The sequence below is a fragment of the Nocardioides sp. SYSU D00038 genome (assembly GCF_016924665.1).
Classification (GTDB): Bacteria; Actinomycetota; Actinomycetes; order Propionibacteriales; family Nocardioidaceae; genus Nocardioides.
In genome coordinates this window covers 44,165-63,617 of record NZ_JAFFJT010000023.1, presented here as the reverse complement: position 1 = coordinate 63,617, position 19,453 = coordinate 44,165, and the positions used below count along the sequence as shown (strand labels likewise).

Annotated in this window: 21 protein-coding genes; 13 read left to right on the top strand and 8 right to left on the bottom strand. The window is 73.0% G+C overall.

Going from position 1 to position 19,453, the window contains the following annotated elements:
- Positions 1-12 precede the first annotated feature (12 nt).
- The gene (locus tag JT721_RS13005; RefSeq protein WP_307828035.1) at positions 13-378 is read left to right on the top strand and encodes a metalloregulator ArsR/SmtB family transcription factor; all 366 of its coding nucleotides are present in this window, start codon (positions 13-15) and stop codon (positions 376-378) included.
- A complete protein-coding gene (locus tag JT721_RS13000) occupies positions 375-902 on the top strand; it encodes an SRPBCC family protein (RefSeq protein WP_205473566.1) in 528 nt (175 codons plus the stop codon). The genes JT721_RS13005 and JT721_RS13000 overlap by 4 nt, the downstream gene beginning before the upstream one ends.
- Here JT721_RS13000 and JT721_RS12995 read toward each other — a convergent pair.
- From JT721_RS12995 to JT721_RS12980, 4 genes are all read right to left on the bottom strand, one after another.
- Complete coding sequence (locus tag JT721_RS12995; protein ID WP_205473565.1) at positions 899-1,846, bottom strand: hypothetical protein; 948 nt, start codon at positions 1,844-1,846, stop codon at positions 899-901. The two genes, JT721_RS13000 and JT721_RS12995, sit on opposite strands and share 4 nt — an antisense overlap.
- Positions 1,843-2,766 (bottom strand): ABC transporter ATP-binding protein, encoded by a 924-nt coding sequence (locus JT721_RS12990; protein WP_205473564.1) that lies wholly within the window; start codon positions 2,764-2,766, stop codon positions 1,843-1,845. The genes JT721_RS12995 and JT721_RS12990 overlap by 4 nt, the downstream gene beginning before the upstream one ends.
- A gap of 90 nt (positions 2,767-2,856) precedes the next feature.
- Positions 2,857-3,576: a lipoyl(octanoyl) transferase LipB gene (gene lipB / locus JT721_RS12985; RefSeq protein WP_205473563.1), complete on the bottom strand. Its 720-nt coding sequence runs from the start codon at positions 3,574-3,576 to the stop codon at positions 2,857-2,859.
- A gap of 10 nt (positions 3,577-3,586) precedes the next feature.
- Positions 3,587-3,847: a twin-arginine translocation signal domain-containing protein gene (locus JT721_RS12980; RefSeq protein ID WP_205473562.1), complete on the bottom strand. Its 261-nt coding sequence runs from the start codon at positions 3,845-3,847 to the stop codon at positions 3,587-3,589.
- 70 nt (positions 3,848-3,917) lie between these two features.
- On the opposite strand from JT721_RS12980, the gene JT721_RS12975 reads away from it, so the two are divergent.
- The gene (locus JT721_RS12975; protein ID WP_205473561.1) at positions 3,918-4,490 is read left to right on the top strand and encodes a hypothetical protein; all 573 of its coding nucleotides are present in this window, start codon (positions 3,918-3,920) and stop codon (positions 4,488-4,490) included.
- Here the strand turns inward: JT721_RS12975 and JT721_RS12970 are convergent.
- From JT721_RS12970 to lpdA, 3 genes are all read right to left on the bottom strand, one after another.
- Positions 4,436-5,326: a TIGR01777 family oxidoreductase gene (locus tag JT721_RS12970; RefSeq protein WP_205473560.1), complete on the bottom strand. Its 891-nt coding sequence runs from the start codon at positions 5,324-5,326 to the stop codon at positions 4,436-4,438. The genes JT721_RS12975 and JT721_RS12970 overlap by 55 nt on opposite strands.
- Positions 5,327-5,417: 91 nt before the next feature.
- A complete protein-coding gene (gene sucB, locus JT721_RS12965; protein ID WP_205473559.1) occupies positions 5,418-7,310 on the bottom strand; it encodes a 2-oxoglutarate dehydrogenase, E2 component, dihydrolipoamide succinyltransferase in 1,893 nt (630 codons plus the stop codon).
- 15 nt (positions 7,311-7,325) lie between these two features.
- Positions 7,326-8,699 carry a dihydrolipoyl dehydrogenase gene (gene lpdA / locus JT721_RS12960; RefSeq protein ID WP_205473558.1) on the bottom strand — a complete coding sequence of 458 codons (1,374 nt, stop codon included), beginning with the start codon at positions 8,697-8,699 and terminating at the stop codon, positions 7,326-7,328.
- A 138-nt stretch (positions 8,700-8,837) separates the two neighbouring features.
- On the opposite strand from lpdA, the gene JT721_RS12955 reads away from it, so the two are divergent.
- The gene (locus JT721_RS12955) at positions 8,838-9,203 is read left to right on the top strand and encodes a hypothetical protein (protein ID WP_240340680.1); all 366 of its coding nucleotides are present in this window, start codon (positions 8,838-8,840) and stop codon (positions 9,201-9,203) included.
- A gap of 278 nt (positions 9,204-9,481) precedes the next feature.
- Positions 9,482-10,387, top strand: coding sequence for a hypothetical protein (locus JT721_RS12950; protein ID WP_205473557.1), 906 nt, complete (start codon positions 9,482-9,484; stop codon positions 10,385-10,387).
- A 105-nt stretch (positions 10,388-10,492) separates the two neighbouring features.
- Here the strand turns inward: JT721_RS12950 and JT721_RS12945 are convergent, their stop codons facing one another.
- On the bottom strand, positions 10,493-11,980 hold the full coding sequence (locus tag JT721_RS12945; RefSeq protein WP_205473556.1) for a leucyl aminopeptidase: 1,488 nt from the start codon (positions 11,978-11,980) through the stop codon (positions 10,493-10,495).
- A 65-nt stretch (positions 11,981-12,045) separates the two neighbouring features.
- Here JT721_RS12945 and gcvT point away from each other — a divergent pair, with 65 nt between their 5' ends.
- From gcvT to JT721_RS12905, 8 genes are all read left to right on the top strand, one after another.
- On the top strand, positions 12,046-13,146 hold the full coding sequence (gene gcvT / locus JT721_RS12940; protein WP_205473555.1) for a glycine cleavage system aminomethyltransferase GcvT: 1,101 nt from the start codon (positions 12,046-12,048) through the stop codon (positions 13,144-13,146).
- Positions 13,147-13,156: 10 nt separating this feature from the next.
- Entirely contained in the window at positions 13,157-13,414 is a 258-nt protein-coding gene (locus tag JT721_RS12935; RefSeq protein ID WP_205473554.1) for a hypothetical protein, read from the top strand.
- A 14-nt stretch (positions 13,415-13,428) separates the two neighbouring features.
- Entirely contained in the window at positions 13,429-14,250 is an 822-nt protein-coding gene (locus JT721_RS12930) for a PhzF family phenazine biosynthesis protein (protein WP_205473553.1), read from the top strand.
- Positions 14,251-14,424: 174 nt separating this feature from the next.
- Positions 14,425-15,324, top strand: coding sequence for an FAD-dependent thymidylate synthase (locus JT721_RS21920; protein WP_205473552.1), 900 nt, complete (start codon positions 14,425-14,427; stop codon positions 15,322-15,324).
- A gap of 16 nt (positions 15,325-15,340) precedes the next feature.
- Entirely contained in the window at positions 15,341-15,823 is a 483-nt protein-coding gene (locus JT721_RS12920; protein WP_205473551.1) for a dihydrofolate reductase, read from the top strand.
- Positions 15,824-15,858: 35 nt separating this feature from the next.
- The gene (locus JT721_RS12915; RefSeq protein ID WP_205473550.1) at positions 15,859-16,776 is read left to right on the top strand and encodes an LLM class F420-dependent oxidoreductase; all 918 of its coding nucleotides are present in this window, start codon (positions 15,859-15,861) and stop codon (positions 16,774-16,776) included.
- Between the two features lie 42 nt (positions 16,777-16,818).
- Positions 16,819-17,721 carry a 4-hydroxy-tetrahydrodipicolinate synthase gene (dapA, locus tag JT721_RS12910; RefSeq protein WP_205473549.1) on the top strand — a complete coding sequence of 301 codons (903 nt, stop codon included), beginning with the start codon at positions 16,819-16,821 and terminating at the stop codon, positions 17,719-17,721.
- 15 nt (positions 17,722-17,736) lie between these two features.
- The gene (locus JT721_RS12905) at positions 17,737-19,422 is read left to right on the top strand and encodes a ribonuclease J (protein WP_205473548.1); all 1,686 of its coding nucleotides are present in this window, start codon (positions 17,737-17,739) and stop codon (positions 19,420-19,422) included.
- The last annotated feature ends 31 nt before the right edge of the window (positions 19,423-19,453 follow it).

Genomic DNA, 19,453 nt, shown 5'->3' with positions numbered 1-19,453 from the left:
TACCTATTGGGCGTGGACGCGTTCACCGCCCTCGCCGATCCGACCCGGCGCGCCCTGCTCGTCCGGGTGCGCCGCGGACCGGCCCGGGTGGTCGACCTGGCCGCCGACCACGCCATGTCGCGCCCCGCGGTCAGCAAGCACCTGCGGGTGCTCGTCGAGGCCGGGTTGCTCAGCGTCAGCGAGCGCGGCCGGGAGCGTCACTACGCGCTGCGGGCCGAGGGCCTGGCCGCCGTACGGCGCCTGCTCGACGAGCTCGCGCCTCCCGCCGGCACCCGCCTCACCGGCCAGGCCCTCGACGCCCTCGACACCGAGGTCCGGCGCACCGTGCGCCAGCGACGCGCTCGCCCGACCACCCACCAGCACGAGGAGACCGCATGACCCGCCAGCCCACCGGCCGCGTCGAGCACCACGACGGCCGCTACGACCTGTTCATCGACCGCACCTTCGCGGCGCCGATCGAGGACGTCTGGGCGGCCGTGACCGAGCCGGAGCGGCTGGCTCGGTGGATCGGCACCTGGACCGGCGACCCCGCCAGCGGCCACGTGTCGTTCACGATGACGGCCGAGGAGGGCATGCCCACCGAGGAGATGGAGATCCGCGAGTGCGACCCGCCGCGGGCGCTGCGGGTGACCTCCCACGTGGGCGACGACCAGTGGCACCTCGACCTGGTGCTCACCGAGCACGCCGGCACCACCACGCTGACCTTCAGCCAGCCGGGCGTCGACCCGGAGGAGGCGATCGACGTGGGCCCGGGGTGGGAGTACTACCTCGACCGCCTGGTCGCCGCCGAGACCGGCGGCGCGGTCACCGACGTCGACTTCGAGCGCGACTACGTCCCCGGCATGGCCGAGCACTACCGCGCGCAGGTCGCCGGCGCCCGGGGTGGAGGACCGACGGGCTAGGGGACGTCGCGGCTGCGGAAGCTCGCCAGCGACGCGGCCACCGCGAGCGCCAACACCACCGCGAAGTAGACCGCCGCGTGGGAGCGACTGATCGCCTCGATGCCGGCGCCGTGGGTGACGTAGTAGTCGTAGCTGCCGACGACGAAGGCGATGAAGTTGGCGTGGGGGAGCAGTCGCTCGTAGCCGTCGAAGCCCAGCGCCGCCAGCACGATCGAGCCGGCCACGGCGAAGGCGAACAGCACGCCGAGCGTGGCGACGGTGCTGCGGAAGAGCATGGTGAGCGCGTGGGCGAAGGTCGCTGCGAGCGAGGCGAGGCAGGCGGCCAGCACCGCCTGCTTGTACGCCGCCGCCACCTCGCCGTCGCGCAGCGTCAGGCCCTGGACGTTCGAAGCGACGACCAGACCCGTCCAGAAGGCGAGCAGCACCAGCAGGGCCACCATCAGGGAGCCGCCCAGCACCGCCACGGCCTTGGCCAGCCAGACCCTGGTGCGCCGCGGCTCGAAGAGGAGCTGGTTGCTCATCGAGCCGCTGTTCCAGTCGTGGCCCACGAAGGTGGTGCCGACCAGCACGAGCAGCATGGTCAGCAGTGCGGCGACCGCCAGGCCGCTGCCCTCCTGGCGCTCCTGGTCGAGGTCGAGCGGCTGGCGGAAGGCGTACCACGACGCCTGGGGGACCAGCATCTCCTCGCAGGTGGTCGAGGCGTCGACCCCCCAGCCCTCGGGATCGGCCTCGCAGTCGGCGATGTCCAGCTGCAGCTGCGGTGACTCGGCCGCGGCGGCGGCCTGCTCCTGGGCGCTCCTCAGCTCGGCGTCCGAGACGGGGCGGGTGCCCCACAGGGTCGTGGCGAGCAGGATCGCGGGGATGACGAACGCCGCCGCCACCAGCAGCAGCACCGCCCGGCGCCAGCGCAGCCGCAGCAGCTCGACGAGCACCAGGGCGGTCATGCCCGACCACCACCCAGCGTGTCGGCGGAGGTCAGGGACAGGAAGAACGACTCGAGGTCGGGTCGCAGCGGCGTGAGCGAGGTGAGCCAGATCCCGGCTTCGGCCAGGGTGCGGGTGATCGCCGCCGGCTCGTCGCTCTCGACCACGAGCCCGCCGCCGTCCAGCGACGTGGTGAAGCCGGCCCGGTCGAGGGCGGTGCGCGCCGCGGCGGCATCGTCGGCGGAGACCCGGTGGGACGTGGTGGCGCCGAGCAGGTCGTCGACCCGGCCACTGGCCAGCAGCCGGCCGTTGCCGATGATCGTGGCCGACGAGCAGACCTGCTGCACCTCGGCCAGGATGTGCGAGCTCAGCAGCACGGTCACGCCGCTCTCGCCCAGGCCGCGGATGGTCTCGCGGATCTCCCGGATGCCAGCCGGGTCGAGGCCGTTGGTGGGCTCGTCGAGGATCAGCAGCCGCGGCTCCTTGAGCAGCGTCGCCGCGATGGCGAGGCGCTGCTTCATGCCGAGCGAGTAGCCGCGGTAGCGGTCGCGGTCACGGCCCGACAGCCCGACGGTCTCGAGGGAGGCGTCGACCCGGGTGTCGGGGACGCCGATCGAGCGGGAGAGGAGCAGCAGGTTCTGCCGGCCGCTGAAGTGGGGCGAGAACTTCGGCGACTCCACCACCGCGCCGACCCGGTCGATCACCGCCGGGAGCCGCGCGGGCACCGGCTCGTCGAAGAGCCGCATCGTGCCGGCGGTGGCCCGGGCCAGCCCGAGCAGCATCCGGATCGTCGTGGTCTTGCCCGACCCGTTGGGCCCGAGGAACCCGTGCACGCCGCCCGCGGGCACCGCCAGGTCGAGGTCGTCGACCGCCACCCGGAGACCGGTGCGGCTGCGGAACTCCTTGCGCAGGCCGTCGGTCTCGATGACCAGTCCGCTCATCGTCGTCCTCTCGTGGGCGACGCGCGTCGCCGGGTCAGACGATCCAAGCAGCCGGGACGGTCGCGCCACGGCGCCGCGCCGGGTGGGCCCTCAGGGGGTCAGCAGCTCGATCCGCGGCCCGCGGCCGGGCTCGGGACGCGGCTCGTAGTCGGGGGTCGGCGTGTAGTCGCGCCAGGCCAGCAGCTCCGCCAGCCGGGCCTGCAGCAGCGGCAGCACCTTGGCGACGGTCGTCGGCCGGCCGCGCTCGGCGGTGAGGGTGGTGACGCCGGCGTCGCTGATGCCGCAGGGCACGAACCGGTCGTACCAGCCGAGGTCGACGTCGCAGTTCAGCGCGATGCCGTGCATGGTCACGCCCTTGCTGACGCGCAGCCCGATCGCCCCGATCTTGCGCTCCGGGCCGCGGTCGTCGGCGGTGAGCCAGACCCCGCTGCGGCCGGGCACCCGCGCCGTGGTGACCCCGAGGTCGGCGCAGACCAGGATCATCGCCTCCTCGAGGCGGCGCACGAAGTCGACGACGCGCACGTGGTCGGGCAGCCGGACGATGGGGTAGGCGACGAGCTGGCCGGGGCCGTGGAAGGTGATCTTGCCGCCGCGGTCGACGTCGATCACCGGTGCGCCGCCGGGGTCGAGCGGCCGCTCGTGGTCGTCGGTGCGCTTGCCGGCGGTGAACGTCGGCGGGTGCTCGAGCAGCAGCACGGTGCCGGGGCGGTCACCGGCGACCACCTCGGCGTGCACGCGTCGCTGGAGCTCCCAGGCCTCGAGGTAGGGCACCGCGGCCTCGCCGACACCGACCACGTCGAAGGTCACCACGTCGCCGAGCCTACTCCGCACCCAGGGAGGCTCCGGGGGCGCCGTGGCCGATCCGGGTGCCCAGGAAGGCCAGCTGCGCGGGCAGCACCCGGCGCCCGTAGCCGGGGTCGTGACCGCCGGGCGCGAACCGCGCGGTGACGTCGACGCTGCGGGGGAACCCGGCGGCGTACGGCCGGCCCGGGAGCACCCGCTGGTGGATGCCGACGCCGGCGCCGGCGGCCAGCGCCACCGCGGCTGCACCGCCGGTGAGGAACCCGCGTCGGCCGATCACAGGGTCATCCTGCCGTGGGCCTGTGGAGAGCGTCGGCAGGCAGGGCCCGGATCGGGGTAGGAAGGACGGCATGCCCCGCCCGTCGTCCCTCGCCGCGCCGGTGCTCCTCGCCGGCGCCCTGGTCGCCGCCCTGGTGGCCGGGCTGGTGACGGTCCGCGAGGACCCCAGACCGGTGGTCGCCGCGAATGCGACCACCGCGCCGCCACCGCGGCCGCCGCGCGAGGGGGTCGCGGCGGCTGCGGTGCTCAAGCAGTGGGACCTGAGGCGGGCGGCGGCGTGGACGGCCGGCGACGTGGTCGCACTGCGGTCGCTCTACGTGCCGGGGTCGCGGGCGGGTGAGCGCGACGCCCGGATGCTGCGGGCGTGGCTGGGGCGCGGCTGGCGGGTCACCGCCCTGCAGACCCAGGTGCTCCGGCTCCGGGTGCTGACCGGCGAGCCGCGCCGGTGGCGGCTGCTGGTGGTCGACCAGGTTGTCTCGGGCTCGGCGGTCGGGCCGGGTCGGCGCCGCGCGCTGCCGCGCGACGGGCCCACGGCACGGGTGGTGGAGCTGCGCCGGGTGGCCGGCCGGTGGCTGGTGGCGTCGGTGCGTCAGGCCAGGCCGGTTGCGAGCACGGACTCGACGTCGCGGTCGCGGAACGAGTAGCCCGCGGCCTCCAGCGCGGCGGGGCGGACCCGCAGCGAGCCGAGTAGCTCGGGCGCCATCGCCCCGGCCCCCAGCCGGAGCGCGGTGCGGGGCACCGCGGCGAACGCCGGCCGGTGCACCGCGCGGGCGAGCGCGCGGGTGAACTCCGCGTTGGTCGGCGTCCGCGGGCAGCACAGGTTGACCGGACCGGCGACGTCGTCGTGCTCGACCAGGTGGGTCACGCCGCCCACCCAGTCGCGCAGCGAGATCATCGCCATGTACTGCGCGCCGTCGCCGAGACGGCCGCCCAGGCCGAGCCGGAAGAGCAGCCGCAGCTGCTCGAGCGGGGCGCTGCGGCGGTCCATCACCGGCGCGGTGCGCAGCACGCACAGCCGGGCGCCGGCGGCCGCTGCGGGCTCGGCGGCCTCCTGCCAGGCGCGGGTGACCCGGGTGAGCAGTGCGTCGCCGCGCGAGCCCGACGACTCGGTCAGCGGCTCATCGCCGTGGTCGCCGTAGTAGGAGATGCCGTTGCCGGCGAGGTACGCCGGGGGCTGCTCCGCGCCCGCGACCGCCTCGGCCAGCAGCCGGGTGGTGGTGACCCGGCTGTGCATCAGCTCGCGTGCCCACCGGCTCGAGTGGGGGTTGCCGAGGGTCGGCGCGCCGGCCAGGTTGACCACGACGTCGGCCGAACCGACCACGCCGCGGTCGACGCGGCCGGCGTAGGGGTCCCACTGCGACTCGGCGGCCGAGCCGGGGCGGCGTCGTACGAGCCGGGTGACGTGGTGGCCGCGCCGGGTCAGCTCCTCGACCAGGTGGGTGCCGAGGAAGCCGCTGGCGCCGGCGACGACGATGCGCATGGCTCCACCCTGCCACCCGGGGTGATGCGCGCCCTCCTGACGAGGTCGAGGTCCGGGGTGCGCACCGAGCGGGTGCGCACCCCGGACGCCGTCACACGTCGAACTGGGCGGACTCCAGGCGCTGCTTGACGTCGCTGAGGTAGCGAGCGGCGTCGGCACCGTCGACCAGGCGGTGGTCGTAGGTGAGCGCGAGGTAGACCATCGAGCGGACCGCGATCGTCTCGCCCAGGTTGGGGTCGTCGATCACGACGGGCCGCTTGACGATTGCACCGGTGCCGAGGATCGCGACCTGCGGCTGGTTGATGATCGGCGTGTCGAAGAGCGCCCCGCGGCTGCCGGTGTTGGTCAGCGTGAAGGTGCCGCCCGACAGCTCGTCGGGAGTGATCTTGTTGTTGCGGGTGCGGTCGGCGACGTCGGCGATCTTGCGCGCCAGCCCGGCGATCGAGAGGTCGCCGGCGTCCTTGATCACCGGGGTGAGGAGACCGCGCTCGGTGTCGACCGCGATCGCGAGGTTCTCCTTGTCGTAGTAGGTGATCTCCTTGGCCTCGGTGTCGATGCCCGCGTTGAGCGAGGGATGCACCTTGAGCGCGTCGATCGCCGCCTTGGCGAAGAACGGCATGAACGACAGCTTCACGCCCTCGGTCGCGGCGAAGTCGGCCTTGATCGAGTCGCGGAGCCGGGCGATGCCGGTGACGTCGACCTCGACGACGGTGGTCAGCTGGGCCGACACCTCGAGCGACTCGACCATCCGCTTGGCGATGGTCTGGCGCAGCCGGGTCATCTTCACCGTCTGGCCGCGCAGCGGCGACGGCTCCGCGGTCGGCGCTGCTGCTCGGGCACCCGACGGCTGGCCGCCGGCCTGGCCGCTCGACGCCTGGGCCGGGGCGGGCTGCTGGGGGGCGGACGTGGCCTGGGCGGCCTGCGCCGCCTCGAGCACGTCCTGCTTGCGGATCCGGCCGCCGACACCGGAGCCCGTCACCGTGGACAGGTCGACGCCGTGCTGGCTGGCGAGCTTCCGCACCAGCGGGGTGACGTAGCCGGACGCGTCGCCGCCGGACGTCGCCGCGGGAGCGGCCTGCTCCCGGGCCGGCTGCTCCCGGGCCGGCTGCTCCTGGGCCGGCTCCTCGACGGCCGGCTTCTCGGTCGTCTCCGGCGCGGCTTCCTCCTGGGGGGCCGCGGCCTCCGACGTCTGCTCCGGCTCCGGCTCGGGCTCCGGCTCGGACTCGGGCTCGGGCTCCGGTTCCGGCTCCGGCTCGGACTTCTGCTCGGGCTCGGGCTCGGACGACTGCTGGGGTGCTGCGGACCCGTCGCCGATCACGGCCAGCTCGGCGCCGACCTCGACGGTCTCGTCCTCCTCGACCTTGATCTCCAGCAGGGTGCCGGCGACGGGGGAGGGGATCTCGGTGTCGACCTTGTCGGTGGACACCTCGAGCAGCGGCTCGTCGACGGCGACGTCGTCGCCGACCGCCTTCAGCCACCGGGTGACGGTGCCCTCCGTGACGGACTCGCCCAGCGCGGGCAACGTGACCGGCGTACCGCCACCGCCACCGCCGCCCCCGCCGCCGCCACCGGAGGACTCGGCGGCCGGCTGCTCGGGCTGCTGCTCGGGCTCGGGCTCGGGCTCGGGCTCGGCCGGCTGCTGCTCCGGCTCCGCCTGCTGCTCGGGCTCGGGATCCGGCTCGGGCTGCTGCGCGGCCTGGGGCTCCGGCTCGGCCGCCTCGCCGCCACCACCGCCGGTCGACTCTCCCTCGTCGCCGATGACGGCGAGGATCGCCCCCACCTCCACGGTGTCGTCCTCGTTCGCCTTGATCTCCAGCAGGGTGCCGGCGACGGGGGAGGGGATCTCGGTGTCGACCTTGTCGGTGGAGACCTCCAGCAGCGGCTCGTCCACCGCGACACTGTCACCGACCGACTTGAGCCAGCGGGTGACGGTGCCCTCGGTGACGGACTCGCCGAGTGCCGGGAGGTTGACTTCGGTGGCCATGGAGTTCCTTCGTTCTCAGGAGTGGGCGTGCAAGGGCTTGCCGGCGAGCGCCAGGTGGGCCTCGCCGAGGGCTTCGTTCTGGGTGGGGTGGGCGTGCACCAGGGGCGCGACGTCCTCGGGGTGCGCCTCCCAGCCGTAGATCAGCTGGGCCTCGCCGATGAGCTCGCCGACCCGGTCGCCGACCAGGTGGATGCCGATCACCGGGCCGTCCTTGCGGCGGACCAGCTTGACGAACCCCTGCGTCCGGAGGATCTGGCTCTTGCCGTTGCCGCCCAGGTCGTAGGTGAGGGTCTCGACGGCGTCGGCGCCGTGCTCGGCCACGGCCGCGGCCTCGGTGAGCCCGACCGAGGCCAGCTCGGGGTGGGAGTAGGTGACCCGCGGGATGGCCAGCTCGTCGACGGGTCGCGGCGCGAGGCCGGCGATCTCCTCGGCGACGAAGATGCCCTGCTGGAAGCCGCGGTGGGCGAGCTGGAGGCCGGGCACCAGGTCGCCGACGGCGTAGACGCCGTCGAGGTTGGTGCGGCAGCGCTCGTCGGCGAGCACGAACCCGCGCTCCATCGCGACGCCCTGCTCGGCGTACCCGAGGCCGTCGCTGGCCGGGCCGCGACCGACGGCCACGAGCAGGAGCTCGGCCTCGAGCACGTCGCCGCCCTCGACGGTGACGGCCACGCCGGTGTCGGTGGTCTTGACGCTCTGGAACGGCGTGCCGGTGCGGAACGCGATCTTGCGCTTGCGGAACGCGCGCTCGAGGGCCTTCGACGACGCCTCGTCCTCCGCGGCGACCAGCCGGGGGAGGGCCTCGACGATGGTGACCTCGGCGCCGAAGCTGCGCCACACGCTCGCGAACTCGCAGCCGATGACACCGCCGCCGAGCACGATCACCGACGTGGGCACCCGGTCGAGACCGAGCGCGTGCTCGGAGGTGAGGACCCGCTCGCCGTCGACCTCCAGGCCGGGCAGGCTGCGGGAGTAGGAGCCGGAGGCGAGCACCAGGTGCTCACCGGTGTACGCCGTGCCGCCGACCGTCACCTCGCGGGGCCCGGTCATCCGGCCCTCGCCCTCGATGACGGTGATCCCGCGCGAGCCGATCAGCCCGGTCAAACCCTTGTGGAGACGGGCGACGACGCCGTCCTTGTAGGAGTTGACGCCGGCCATGTCGATGCCGTCGAGGCTCGCGCGGACGCCGTACTGGCCGGCGTCGCGGGCGCTGTCGGCGACCTCGGCGGCGTGCAGCAGCGCCTTGGTGGGGATGCAGCCGACGTGGAGGCAGGTGCCGCCCAGCTTGCCCTTCTCGACCAGCCCGACCCGCAGCCCCAGCTGGGCCGCTCGCAGCGCACAGGAGTAGCCACCCGATCCCGCTCCGAGCACGAGAACGTCGAAGTCGGCCACGCTGGTCCTCTCCCCTGGGGTCTCGACGAGGGCACGTCGACGAGCGCGTCCATCTTTGCACCTCCGGCGAGCGTGTCCACACCGGGTTCAGCGCGGGGTTGCGGGTGGTCTTGGCCCGCGTGGGTCACACTTGTCCCCATGTCATGGCTGGACCGGTTCCGCGGGGGCTCGCGGCAGAAGATGAGGGGGCCGGCGAAGGACGCCGCACGCACCGGCTCGACCCGGGTGCGCGCGGCCAACAGCGCCGACGTCGACCACCTCCACACCTGGGCGACCGAGCGCCGCGGCGTCGAGGGCTTCGTCGAGCCCCGCACCGCGGTCAGCGACGTCACCCTCCTCCTCGTCGCCCACGACGGTGAGTGGACCCGCCGCCGCGTCCCCTCCGTGGAGTGGGCCCACACCTTCTGCAACAAGCACCAGATCCCGTCGTACGACGCCGCCGTCGTGGGCATCCCGCAGCGGATGCGGGAGTACAACCGTCGCCGCAAGCAGCAGGGTCTCTGAGCTCGCCTCGCCGCGGTAGTCCCTGACGAAATGGCCGGGTTGAGGCCGTCTGAGGGGGCCATCTCGTCCGGGACTTTCCCGGTCGCGGCGCCCTGTGGATGAACGCCGCGCGCTGGCCGCGGACGGGGGACGCTGCGGTCATGGCACTCGAAGGGTCTCCGCGCACGACGGTCGCACCACTGCGCGTTGACCCCTCCGGCCGCGTCGGGCCGACGCGGAGTCAGGCGCGCTCGCGTGCCTGGCGACGCAGCTCCCACGGCCTGTACGTGCCGTCCCACGTGGACGGGGAACGACTGGAGCAGCGCATCGTCGAGGCCGCCGCCGTGTTGCCGGGCTATGGCGGCGTGACCGGCTGGGCGGCCCTGGCGTGGTGGGGCGGGGTGTGGTTCACAGGTCACCCCTGGTCACGACCGGGTCCGGTCGCACCCGTCGTGCTGGCCACCCCGTCGCACGCCGTACGCAGCCAGCCGGGCTGCGGGTTCATCGTGAGCGAAGAGCGGCTCAACCCCGCCGACCTGACCGTCCACAACGAGCTGCCGATCACGACCCCGGTCAGGTCGCTGGCCTTCGAGATGCGCTACGCCCCGACCGACTGGCTGGCGGTCGTCGCCCTCGACATGGCGGCGTACGACGATCTCGTCTCTCTCGACGAGGCCGGCGACTGGGCGGCCGCACACAACGGGTGGACCGGCATCCCGCGGATGCGCCTCGCCCTCACCCTCGCTGACGAGAACTCATGGTCGCCGCCGGAGACCCTGATGCGCATGCACTGGCGCCGCCTGGTCGACGGTGTGAGGTTGCGGTGCAACGCGGCCGTGCTCGACCCGGACGGTCGGCTGATCGGGACCCCCGACCTCATCGATCCTGCCACCGGCGTGGTCGGCGAGTACGACGGCGCCGTCCACCTCGAGGGCGAGCAGCGGCTCCGGGACGTGGACAGGGCAGCGCGGTTCCGCGCCCACGGGCTCGAGCCGGTCACGAGGATGGCCGGAGACCTGCGCCGGCCCGCGGCGTTCGCCGACCGGCTCCTGACCGCGTACCGCCTCGCGGCGGAGATCCCGCTCCGCCGCCGTCGCTGGACCCTCGACCCCGGGCCGGGCTGGATCGACACCAGCACCGTGGCCGCCCGGCGAGCCCTCTCCGAGCCGGAGCGCGAACGGCTGCTGCGGTACCGCGCCGCCTGAGCGCCCTCGTCGGGATAGTCCCGGACGAAATGGTCGGGTCCGGGCCCCCGGAGGGGGCCATTTCGTCAGGGACTACCGCGCCCTGGCGAACCCGAACCCGGCCCCTCAGGCCAACGACCGGGCCAGGTCGACGAGGGTGGCGACGGCGACGCCGGTGCCGCCGGAGGTGACGTGACCCCACGGGCCGCCGGAGTTGAACGACGGACCGGCGATGTCGATGTGGGCCCAGGGGAGGCCGGCGGTGAACTCGCGCAGGAACGCCGCCGCGAACAGCCCGCCACCCCAGCGCACCCAGTCGTGCTGGGCGAGGTCGGCGATCTTGCTGCTGTGGATCCGCTCGTCCATCGACTCGGGGATCGGCATGTGCCAGTGCTCCTCGCCGGCGGTCTCGGCGGCGGCGAGCACCCGGTCGACGACCTCCTGCGAGCCCAGCACGCCGGCCACCCGGTCACCCAGCGCGACGACCATGTGGCCGGTGAGGGTGGCGACGTCGACCACGAGGTCGGGCGACTTCTCCGTCGCGCGCACCAGCGCGTCGGCGAGCACCAGCCGGCCCTCGGCGTCGGTGTTGAGCACCTCGACGGTCGTGCCGCCGTAGATCGTCAGCACGTCGCCGGGGCGCATCGCCCGGCCGGAGACCATGTTCTCGGCGAGCGGGGCGAAGGTGGAGACCTTCACCGGCAGCCCGAGCCGGGCGATCGCGATCGTGGCCTGCACGACGGCGGCCGCGCCGGCCATGTCGCTCTTCATCTCGTTCATGCTCGCGGCCGGCTTGATCGTGAGCCCGCCGGAGTCGAAGGTGATCCCCTTTCCCACCAGCGCCAGGTGGGTCGTGGCGCCGGGCGGGTCGTAGGTCAGCTCGACCAGCCGCGGGGGAGCGTCGGAGCCGCCGCCGACGCCGAGGATCCCGCCGCAGCCGAGCTTCTCCAGCCGGGCCTCGTCGAGCACCGACACCGACACCTTGCCCAGCGGACCGGAGGCCTTGCGCACCGCGGCGCGCACCTGGTCGGCGAGCGCGGGCGGGGTGAGGTCGCCGGCGGGGGTGTTGACCCAGTCGCGGGTGGCGGCGACCGCCTCGGCGACGACCTGCGCCTCCTCGAAGGCCCGGGTGACGTCCTTGCGTCGCGCCGCGGGGCTGAGCACCACCAGGTCGCCGACCGCCGTGCTCGCGGCGTCCTTCTTGTACGTCGTGAAGGTGTAGGTGCCCAGCGCCCAGCCCTCGGTCACCGCCCGCACCAGCGCGGGGGAGTCGGCCGGCAGGGCGACCGCGGCGGAGGCGGCGTTGGTGACCGCACGGCCCGCCACCCCGGCGGCCCGGCGCACCGCGGTCGGCGTCGCCTCCGCGCCCAGGCCCACCAGCACCAGCAGCGGCGACGACAGCGTCCCCGACGTCGGCACCCGGTAGACCTCGCCGGCCTTGCCCTTGGCGCCGAGTGTGGCGAGCAGCGGACGCAGGGTCCGGCCGTAGGCCTTGCCGACCTCCTCGGCGCCCGCGGCGAGCTCCACCCCGGACGGGGTCTGGACGAGGCCCACGACCACGGCCTCCGCTCGGGTCCGGGCCGGGCTCGCGCTGCGCAGCGTGTACGTCGTCACCGGCGAAGAATATCCACCGGGTGCGGTGCGCTCCGCGCAGCACCTGCTGCGGTAGGTTCCCGCGCATGGCGGATCTGCTGCTCTCGCCCCTGCACGCCCGGCACGAGGCGCTCGGGGCCAAGTTCGGCGAGTTCGGCGGCTGGTCGATGCCGCTGGAGTACGCGACCGGTGTGGTCAAGGAGCACACCGCGGTGCGCGAGGCGGTCGGCATCTTCGACGTGAGCCACCTCGGCAAGGCCACCGTGGTGGGCCCCGGCGCGGCGGCGTACGTCAACGCCACGCTCACCAACGACCTGGCCAAGATCGCCCCCGGCCAGGCGCAGTACACCCTCTGCTGCGACGAGAGCGGCGGCATCGTCGACGACCTCATCGTCTACCTCCACACCGACGAGCGGATCCTGCTCGTGCCCAACGCCGCCAACACCGCCGAGGTGGTGCGGCGGCTGGCCGAGCACGCCCCCGCGGGCGTCGAGGTCCACGACCACCACACCGACTACGTCGTGCTGGCCGTCCAGGGCCCGCGCTCCGACGAGGTGCTCACGGCGCTCGGGCTGCCGGCGGGCCACGGCTACATGTCGTTCGTCGAGGCGGAGTACGACGGCGTCGGCGTGGTGGTGTGCCGCACCGGCTACACCGGCGAGCGCGGCTACGAGCTGATCGCGGCCAACGAGGTCGCCGAGCGGCTGTGGGACGCGCTGGTCGCCGCGGGGGAGCCGCACGGGCTGCTGCCCTGCGGGCTCGGAGCACGCGACACCCTGCGCACCGAGATGGGCTACCCCCTCCACGGCCAGGACATCTCCCTCGACGTCACCCCCAACGAGGCCCGGCTGGGCTGGGCGGTCGGGTGGCGGAAGCCGGAGTTCTGGGGTCGGGAGCGGCTGCTGGCCGAGAAGGCCGAGGGCCCGCGCCGGCTGCTGCACGGCATCGTCTCCACCGGCCGCGCGATCCCGCGCCCCGACATGCAGGTCAGCCTCACCCACGACGTGGTGCTGGGCGAGGTCACCTCCGGCACCTTCTCCCCGACGCTGAGGAAGGGCGTGGGTCTGGCGCTGCTCGCCTCGACAGTCCACCCCGAGGCCGAGGTGGGCGTCGACGTGCGCGGGCGCCGCGAGATCTTCCAGGTCACCCGCCCGCCGTTCGTCGACCCGTCGGTGCGCGAGTCGTAGGGTCGCCGGTGTGAACCTCCCCGACCAGCCCCCCACCTTCCGCCAGCCCACCGCCGCCGAGCGGCCGTGGTGGTGGCGGCTCGAGGACGCCTCGGGTGCCGAGGTCGCGGTCGAGGGCGAGCTCGCCGACCAGCGCTTCGCCAGCCAGGCCGACGCCGAGTCGTGGGTGGGCGAGATCTGGGCCGAGCTCGCCGCGGCCGGTGTCGCCGCGGTGACCCTCCACGAGCTCGACCGCCGGGTCTACGGCCCGATGTCGCTCTCGGCCTGACCCGGCCCCGCCCCGTGCGCCCGTTCCGCCAGGTCGACGTCTTCTCCGCCGAGCCGCTGCTCGGCAACCCGGTCGCGGTCGTCCACGACGCCGAGGGCCTCACCGACGAGCAGATGGCCGCGGTGGCGCGCTGGACCAACCTCTCCGAGACCACGTTCGTGCTGCCGCCCACCAGCCCCGACGCCGACTACCGACTCCGGATCTTCACGCCCGGCCGCGAGCTACCGTTCGCCGGGCACCCCACCCTCGGCAGCGCCCACGCCTGGCTCGAGGCCGGTGGCACGCCCCGCGGCGACGACGTCGTGCAGGAGTGCGGCGTCGGACTGGTGACCGTGCGCCGGGGGGCGCGGCTCGCGTTCGCCGCCCCGCCGCTACTGCGCTCCGGGCCCGTCGACGACGCCGACGTCGACCGGGTCGCCGCCGCGCTGCGCCTCGACCGCGCCGCGCTGCTCGACACCGCCTGGATCGACAACGGCCCGGGGTGGACCGGCGTGCTGCTCGCCGACGCCGATGCGGTGCTGGCGCTCGAGCCGGACTGGACGGCGTTCGGGGACCTCAAGATCGGCGTGGCCGGCCCTCACACCAACGGCGGCGCCGCCGACGTCGAGGTCCGCGCGTTCTGCCCCCAGTACGGCGTCCCCGAGGACCCCGTCACCGGCAGCCTCAACGCCGGGCTGGGCCAGTGGCTGGCCGGTGACCGGCTGCCGGCGTCGTACGTCGCCGCGCAGGGCACCGTGCTGGGCCGGGCCGGGCGGGTGCACGTGGGGCTGGAGGGGTCGCAGGTGTGGGTGGGTGGCCACACCCTGAGCACGGTCACGGGCACCATCGCCCTCTGACACAAATCCGACACCAATCCGACGCCACTGTGCGCGTCCTGCGCCGCCTTCGGACACCTGTCTGTATGGTTCGGGACTAGCACAACTTCCCCAGGCGACCCGGCGACAGGCCGTCAACCTTCCCGGGTCGCTGACCACTCCAGTCACTCGATTCGTATCGCTTCGGAGGAGCAGGTGGAAGAGCCGTACGCGCGCATCGTCGCGGACAGTAGGAATGAGCAGGGAGTGCGCCTGACCTCAATGGAGGTCCGCTTTCATCGCTTCGTCCTCTCGGAGTTCAATACGCATCGCGTGTTCTCGCGGAACTCAGCGAGCAGCCGAGCCATACCAATCGCGAAGCAGCTGAGCAAGTTGCAAGACGGGCTCGCGATACCTCTCTCGTGGCCCACCGAGAAACCAGGCATGCAAGGTGGCCCTGAGCTGGAGCCAAGCGCGATGACTTGTGCCGAGAAGGAATGGGTCTCAGCGGCTGATGCGGCGATCGAAGCAGTAAGGAAACTGCAGGATCTTCGCGTCCATAAATCGGTTACGAATCGGCTTCTCGAGCCTTTCATGTGGCACACGGTCGTGGTGACGTCGACGGCATGGGAGAACTTCCTACTCCAGCGAGACAGCGACTTGGCTCAACCGGAGATCCGAGTGGTTGCGCAACAAATGCGGAAGGAACTCGACAACTCGTCGCCAACTGACCTTGTTGAGGGTCAGTGGCATCTGCCATATGTCAGGGCTGAGGACAGGGACGCAGGCCTGAGCGTCCTAGATCTAGTGAAGGTCAGTGCCGCCCGCTGTGCCAGGACGTCGTATCTGACCCAGGACGGGAGTCGCGACGTTGAGAAAGACTTCTTGCTCTATGAGCGGCTTGTGTCTGCTCGACCTGCGCACTGGTCCCCGCTCGAGCACGTAGCGACGCCATGGGTCGAAAATCAGATGCAGCACGATATTGAATTCCAGGACATCTCTGGGTCCTCGCACACTGTGCGCACAGTTCACCTACCGCGTGTCGGGAATTTACGTGGCTGGCGATCCCTGCGTACTGAGGTCGAGGCGGCTCAAACTGCCGTCACGTTCAAGTAACTCCTGGCCCGGGACGTTGAGCAAGCGGATCATCCTGGTCGCCGCGGTCGCCCGCAACCGGGTCATCGGCAACGGCGCCGACATCCCGTGGCGGATCCCGGGGGAGCAGGCGGAGTTCAAGGCGCTCACCACGGGCCACGTCCTGGTGATGGGGCGCACGACGTACGAGTCGATCGGGCGGCCGCTGCCGGGCCGCACCACGATCGTGCTGACCCGCGACCGGTCCTGGTCGGCCGACGGTGTGCTGGTGGCCCACTCGTTCCTGTCGGCGTGCGCCAAGGCGGCGTCCCACGAGGGCGAGATCGTCGTGGCCGGCGGCGCCCAGGTCTACGCCGAGGCGCTGCCGCTGGCCCAGGAGCAGATCCTCTCGATGGTGCCGCTGGAGCCGGAGGGCGACGTGCTCTACCCCGAGTTCTCCGACCGCGAGTGGGTCGAGGCCGACCGCGAGCACTTCGACGGCTACGACCGGGTGTGGTGGGAGCGGGTCCCGCCCCGCTGAGCCGGCCCCGGGGAGCCACCTGAGAGGCTGGGGTCATGGAGCTGCGCGTGTTCACCGAGCCCCAGCAGGGGGCCACCTACGACGACCTGCTCGCGGTAGCGCTCGAGGCCGAGCGACTCGGGTTCGGGGCGTTCTTCCGCTCCGACCACTACCTCGGGATGGGCACCGAGGGGCTGCCCGGCCCCACCGACGCCTGGATCACGCTGGCCGGCCTGGCCCGCGAGACCAGCACCATCCGGCTCGGCACGATGATGACCAGCGCGACGTTCCGCCACCCCGGCCCGCTCGCGATCACCGTCGCCGGCGTCGACCAGATGAGCGGCGGCCGGGTCGAGCTCGGCATCGGCGCCGGCTGGTTCGAGGCCGAGCACACCAAGTACGGCATCCCGTTCCCCGACACCCGCACCCGCTTCGACGTGCTCGAGGACCAGCTCGCGATCATCACCGGGCTGTGGGCCACCGAGGGCGGCTTCACCCACGAGGGCCGGGTGCAGTCGGTGGTCGACTCGCCCGGGCTGCCCAAGCCGACCCAGGACAAGCCGCCGGTGCTCATCGGTGGTCACGGCAAGAAGCGCACGCCGGCTCTGGCCGCGCGCTACGCCGACGAGTTCAACCTGCCGTTCGCGCCGTTCGAGGAGGGGCTGGCCCAGAACGACCGGGTGCGCGCCGCCTGCGAGGCGATCGACCGCGACCCGGCGACGATGATCTTCTCCAGCGCGCTGGTGCTGTGCGTCGGCGCCGACGAGGCCGAGGTCGAGCGGCGCGCCGCCGCGATCGGTCGCGAGCCCGCCGAGCTGCGCGAGAACGGCCTGGCCGGCACCGTCGAGGAGGTCGTCGACAAGATCGGCCGCTACGCCGAGTCCGGCCAGACCCGGCTCTACCTCCAGACCCTCGACCTCTCCGACCTCGACCACCTGCGGCTGGTCGCGGCCGAGGTCATGCCGCGCGTGTGAGCGTGGGGCAGAACAACCAGGGGGAGCGATAACCTGATGCCCATGACCTCGACCCCCCTGCCCGCGGCGCCCTTCGGCCGGTTCCTCACGGCGATGGCCACCGCGTTCCAGGACGACGGGTCCGTCGACCTCGAGGGCACGGCGGCGATCGCGGCCCACCTGGTCGACCACGGTCACGACGGCGTCGTGGTCAGCGGCACCACCGGCGAGGCGCCCACCACCACGGTGCCCGAGGACGGCGAGATCCTGGCCGCGGTCAAGGATGCCGTCGGTGACCGCGCCGTGGTGGTCGCCGGCGTCGGCACCAACGCCACCGCCCACTCCGTCGAGCTGGCCCGGCAGGCCGAGAAGATCGGCGCCGACGGGCTGCTGCTGGTCACGCCCTACTACAACAAGCCCGGGCAGGCCGGCGTCCTCCACCACTTCCGGCAGGTCGTCGAGGCCACCGACGTCCCGGTGATGCTCTACGACGTCCCGGGCCGCACCGGCACCACCATCGCGATGGAGACCTACGAGGTCGCCGCGCAGTGGGAGTCCGTGGTCGCGGTCAAGGACGCGGTGGGCGACTTCGCCCGCGGCATCCGGCTGCGCGAGCTCGGGCTGGCCGTCTACTCCGGCGACGACGTCGCCAACCTCGCCTGGCTGGCCCACGGCGCCGCCGGGTGGGTCAGCGTGGTCGGTCACGTCGCCGGCGACCAGCTGCGCGCCGTCGGTGAGGCCTTCTGGTCCGGCGACCACGTCGCCGCGCTCCAGCACTTCACCCGCCTGCTGCCGGCGATCGACGCCGTGATGGGGGCCGCCAACTACGGCGCCACGACCGCCAAGGCGGGCCTGGAGCTGCTGGGCGTCCTCGACAACCGCAACGTCCGGGCACCCCTGGTGCCCCTCGACGACGACGAGGTCGCCGCCCTGCGCGCCGGCCTGGTCGCGTCGGGACTCCTCTGACCCCGAAGGACCTTCGTGAGCCATCCCCACCCCGAGCTGTCCGCGCCCGCCCCTCTCGCCCCCGGAGGACTCCGGGTCATCCCGCTCGGGGGGCTCGGCGAGGTCGGTCGCAACATGACCGTCTTCGAGCACTCCGGGCGGCTGCTCGTCGTCGACTGCGGGGTGCTGTTCCCGGAGGACCACCACCCGGGCGTCGACCTGATCCTGCCCGACTTCGCCGCGATCCGGGACCGCCTCGACGACGTCGAGGCGCTGGTGCTGACCCACGGCCACGAGGACCACATCGGTGCGACGCCGTACCTGCTCCGCGAGCGGCCGGACATCCCGCTGGTCGGATCGCAGCTGACCCTGGCGCTGCTCGACAGCAAGCTCCGCGAGCACCGGCTGCGCGAGACCGTGCACCACAAGGTGCGCGAGGGCGACCGGATCACCTTCGGGCCGTTCGACCTCGAGTTCGTGGCGGTCAACCACTCGATCCCCGACGCGCTGGCCGTCGCCATCCGGACCAGTGCCGGCATGGTGCTCCACACCGGTGACTTCAAGATGGACCAGCTGCCGCTGGACCGGCGGATCACCGACCTGCGCGCCTTCGCCCGCCTCGGCGAGGAGGGCGTCGACCTCTTCCTCACCGACTCCACCAACGCCGAGACACCGGGCTTCACGCCCACCGAGAAGTCGATCACCCCGGTCATCGACCAGGTCTTCCGCGACTCCAGCCAGCGGATCATCGTGGCCTGCTTCGCCTCCCACGTGCACCGCGTGCAGCAGGTGCTCGACGCCGCCGTCGCCCACGGCCGCAAGGTGGCCTACGTCGGGCGCTCGATGGTGCGCAACATGGCGATCGCCAGCGACCTCGGCTACCTCGAGGTGCCGCCCGGCGTCGTCGTCGACGCCAAGGAGCTGACCGGCCTGCCGCCCGAGCGCCAGGTGCTGATCTCCACCGGCTCGCAGGGCGAGCCGATGAGCGCGCTGAGCCGGATCGCCCAGCGCAACCACAACTTCGTGCACATCGAGGAGGGCGACACCGTGCTGCTCGCCTCGAGCCTGATCCCGGGCAACGAGAACGCCGTCTACCGGGTCATCAACGGCCTGGCCCGCTGGGGCGCCCACGTCGTCCACAAGGGCAACGCGCTGGTGCACGTCAGCGGGCACGCCAGCGCCGGTGAGCTGCTCTACTGCTACAACATCGTGCGGCCGCGCAACGTGCTACCGGTGCACGGCGAGATCCGGCACATGCTCGCCAACGCCGCGCTGGCCCGCTCGACCGGCGTCGAGAACGTCGTGATCGCCGAGGACGGCGTCGTCGTCGACCTGGTCGACGGCGTCGCCAAGGTCGCGGGCAAGGTCGAGTGCGGCTACGTGTTCGTCGACGGCTCCTCGGTCGGCGACATCACCGAGTCCGACCTCAAGGACCGCCGGATCCTCGGCGAGGAGGGGTTCATCTCGGTGATCGTCGTGGTCGACTCGGTCAGCGGCAAGGTCGCCGCCGGCCCCGAGATCCACGCGCGCGGCAACGCGCTCGAGGGATCCAGCTTCAGCGAGATCAAGCAGCCGATCATCGACGCCCTCGACCGCTCCATCGCCGACGGCAACACCGACGCCTACCAGCTGCAGCAGACCGTGCGCCGGGTGATCGGTCGCTGGGTGAGCAACACCCACCGCCGCCGCCCGATGATCATCCCGGTCGTCATCGAGGCGTAGCAGCCCGCACCCGACCAGCGCGCCCGGGACC

Coding starts and splice junctions, on each gene's coding strand:
- JT721_RS12955 (WP_240340680.1), top strand. CDS start 8,838: ATGTCATGGCTGGACCGGTTCCGCGGGGGCTCGCGGCAGAAGATGAGG.
- JT721_RS12975 (WP_205473561.1), top strand. CDS start 3,918: ATGCCCCGCCCGTCGTCCCTCGCCGCGCCGGTGCTCCTCGCCGGCGCC.
- JT721_RS13000 (WP_205473566.1), top strand. CDS start 375: ATGACCCGCCAGCCCACCGGCCGCGTCGAGCACCACGACGGCCGCTAC.
- sucB (WP_205473559.1), bottom strand. CDS start 7,310: ATGGCCACCGAAGTCAACCTCCCGGCACTCGGCGAGTCCGTCACCGAG.
- JT721_RS12990 (WP_205473564.1), bottom strand. CDS start 2,766: ATGAGCGGACTGGTCATCGAGACCGACGGCCTGCGCAAGGAGTTCCGC.
- dapA (WP_205473549.1), top strand. CDS start 16,819: ATGACCTCGACCCCCCTGCCCGCGGCGCCCTTCGGCCGGTTCCTCACG.
- JT721_RS12915 (WP_205473550.1), top strand. CDS start 15,859: ATGGAGCTGCGCGTGTTCACCGAGCCCCAGCAGGGGGCCACCTACGAC.
- JT721_RS12970 (WP_205473560.1), bottom strand. CDS start 5,326: ATGCGCATCGTCGTCGCCGGCGCCAGCGGCTTCCTCGGCACCCACCTG.
- gcvT (WP_205473555.1), top strand. CDS start 12,046: ATGGCGGATCTGCTGCTCTCGCCCCTGCACGCCCGGCACGAGGCGCTC.
- JT721_RS12995 (WP_205473565.1), bottom strand. CDS start 1,846: ATGACCGCCCTGGTGCTCGTCGAGCTGCTGCGGCTGCGCTGGCGCCGG.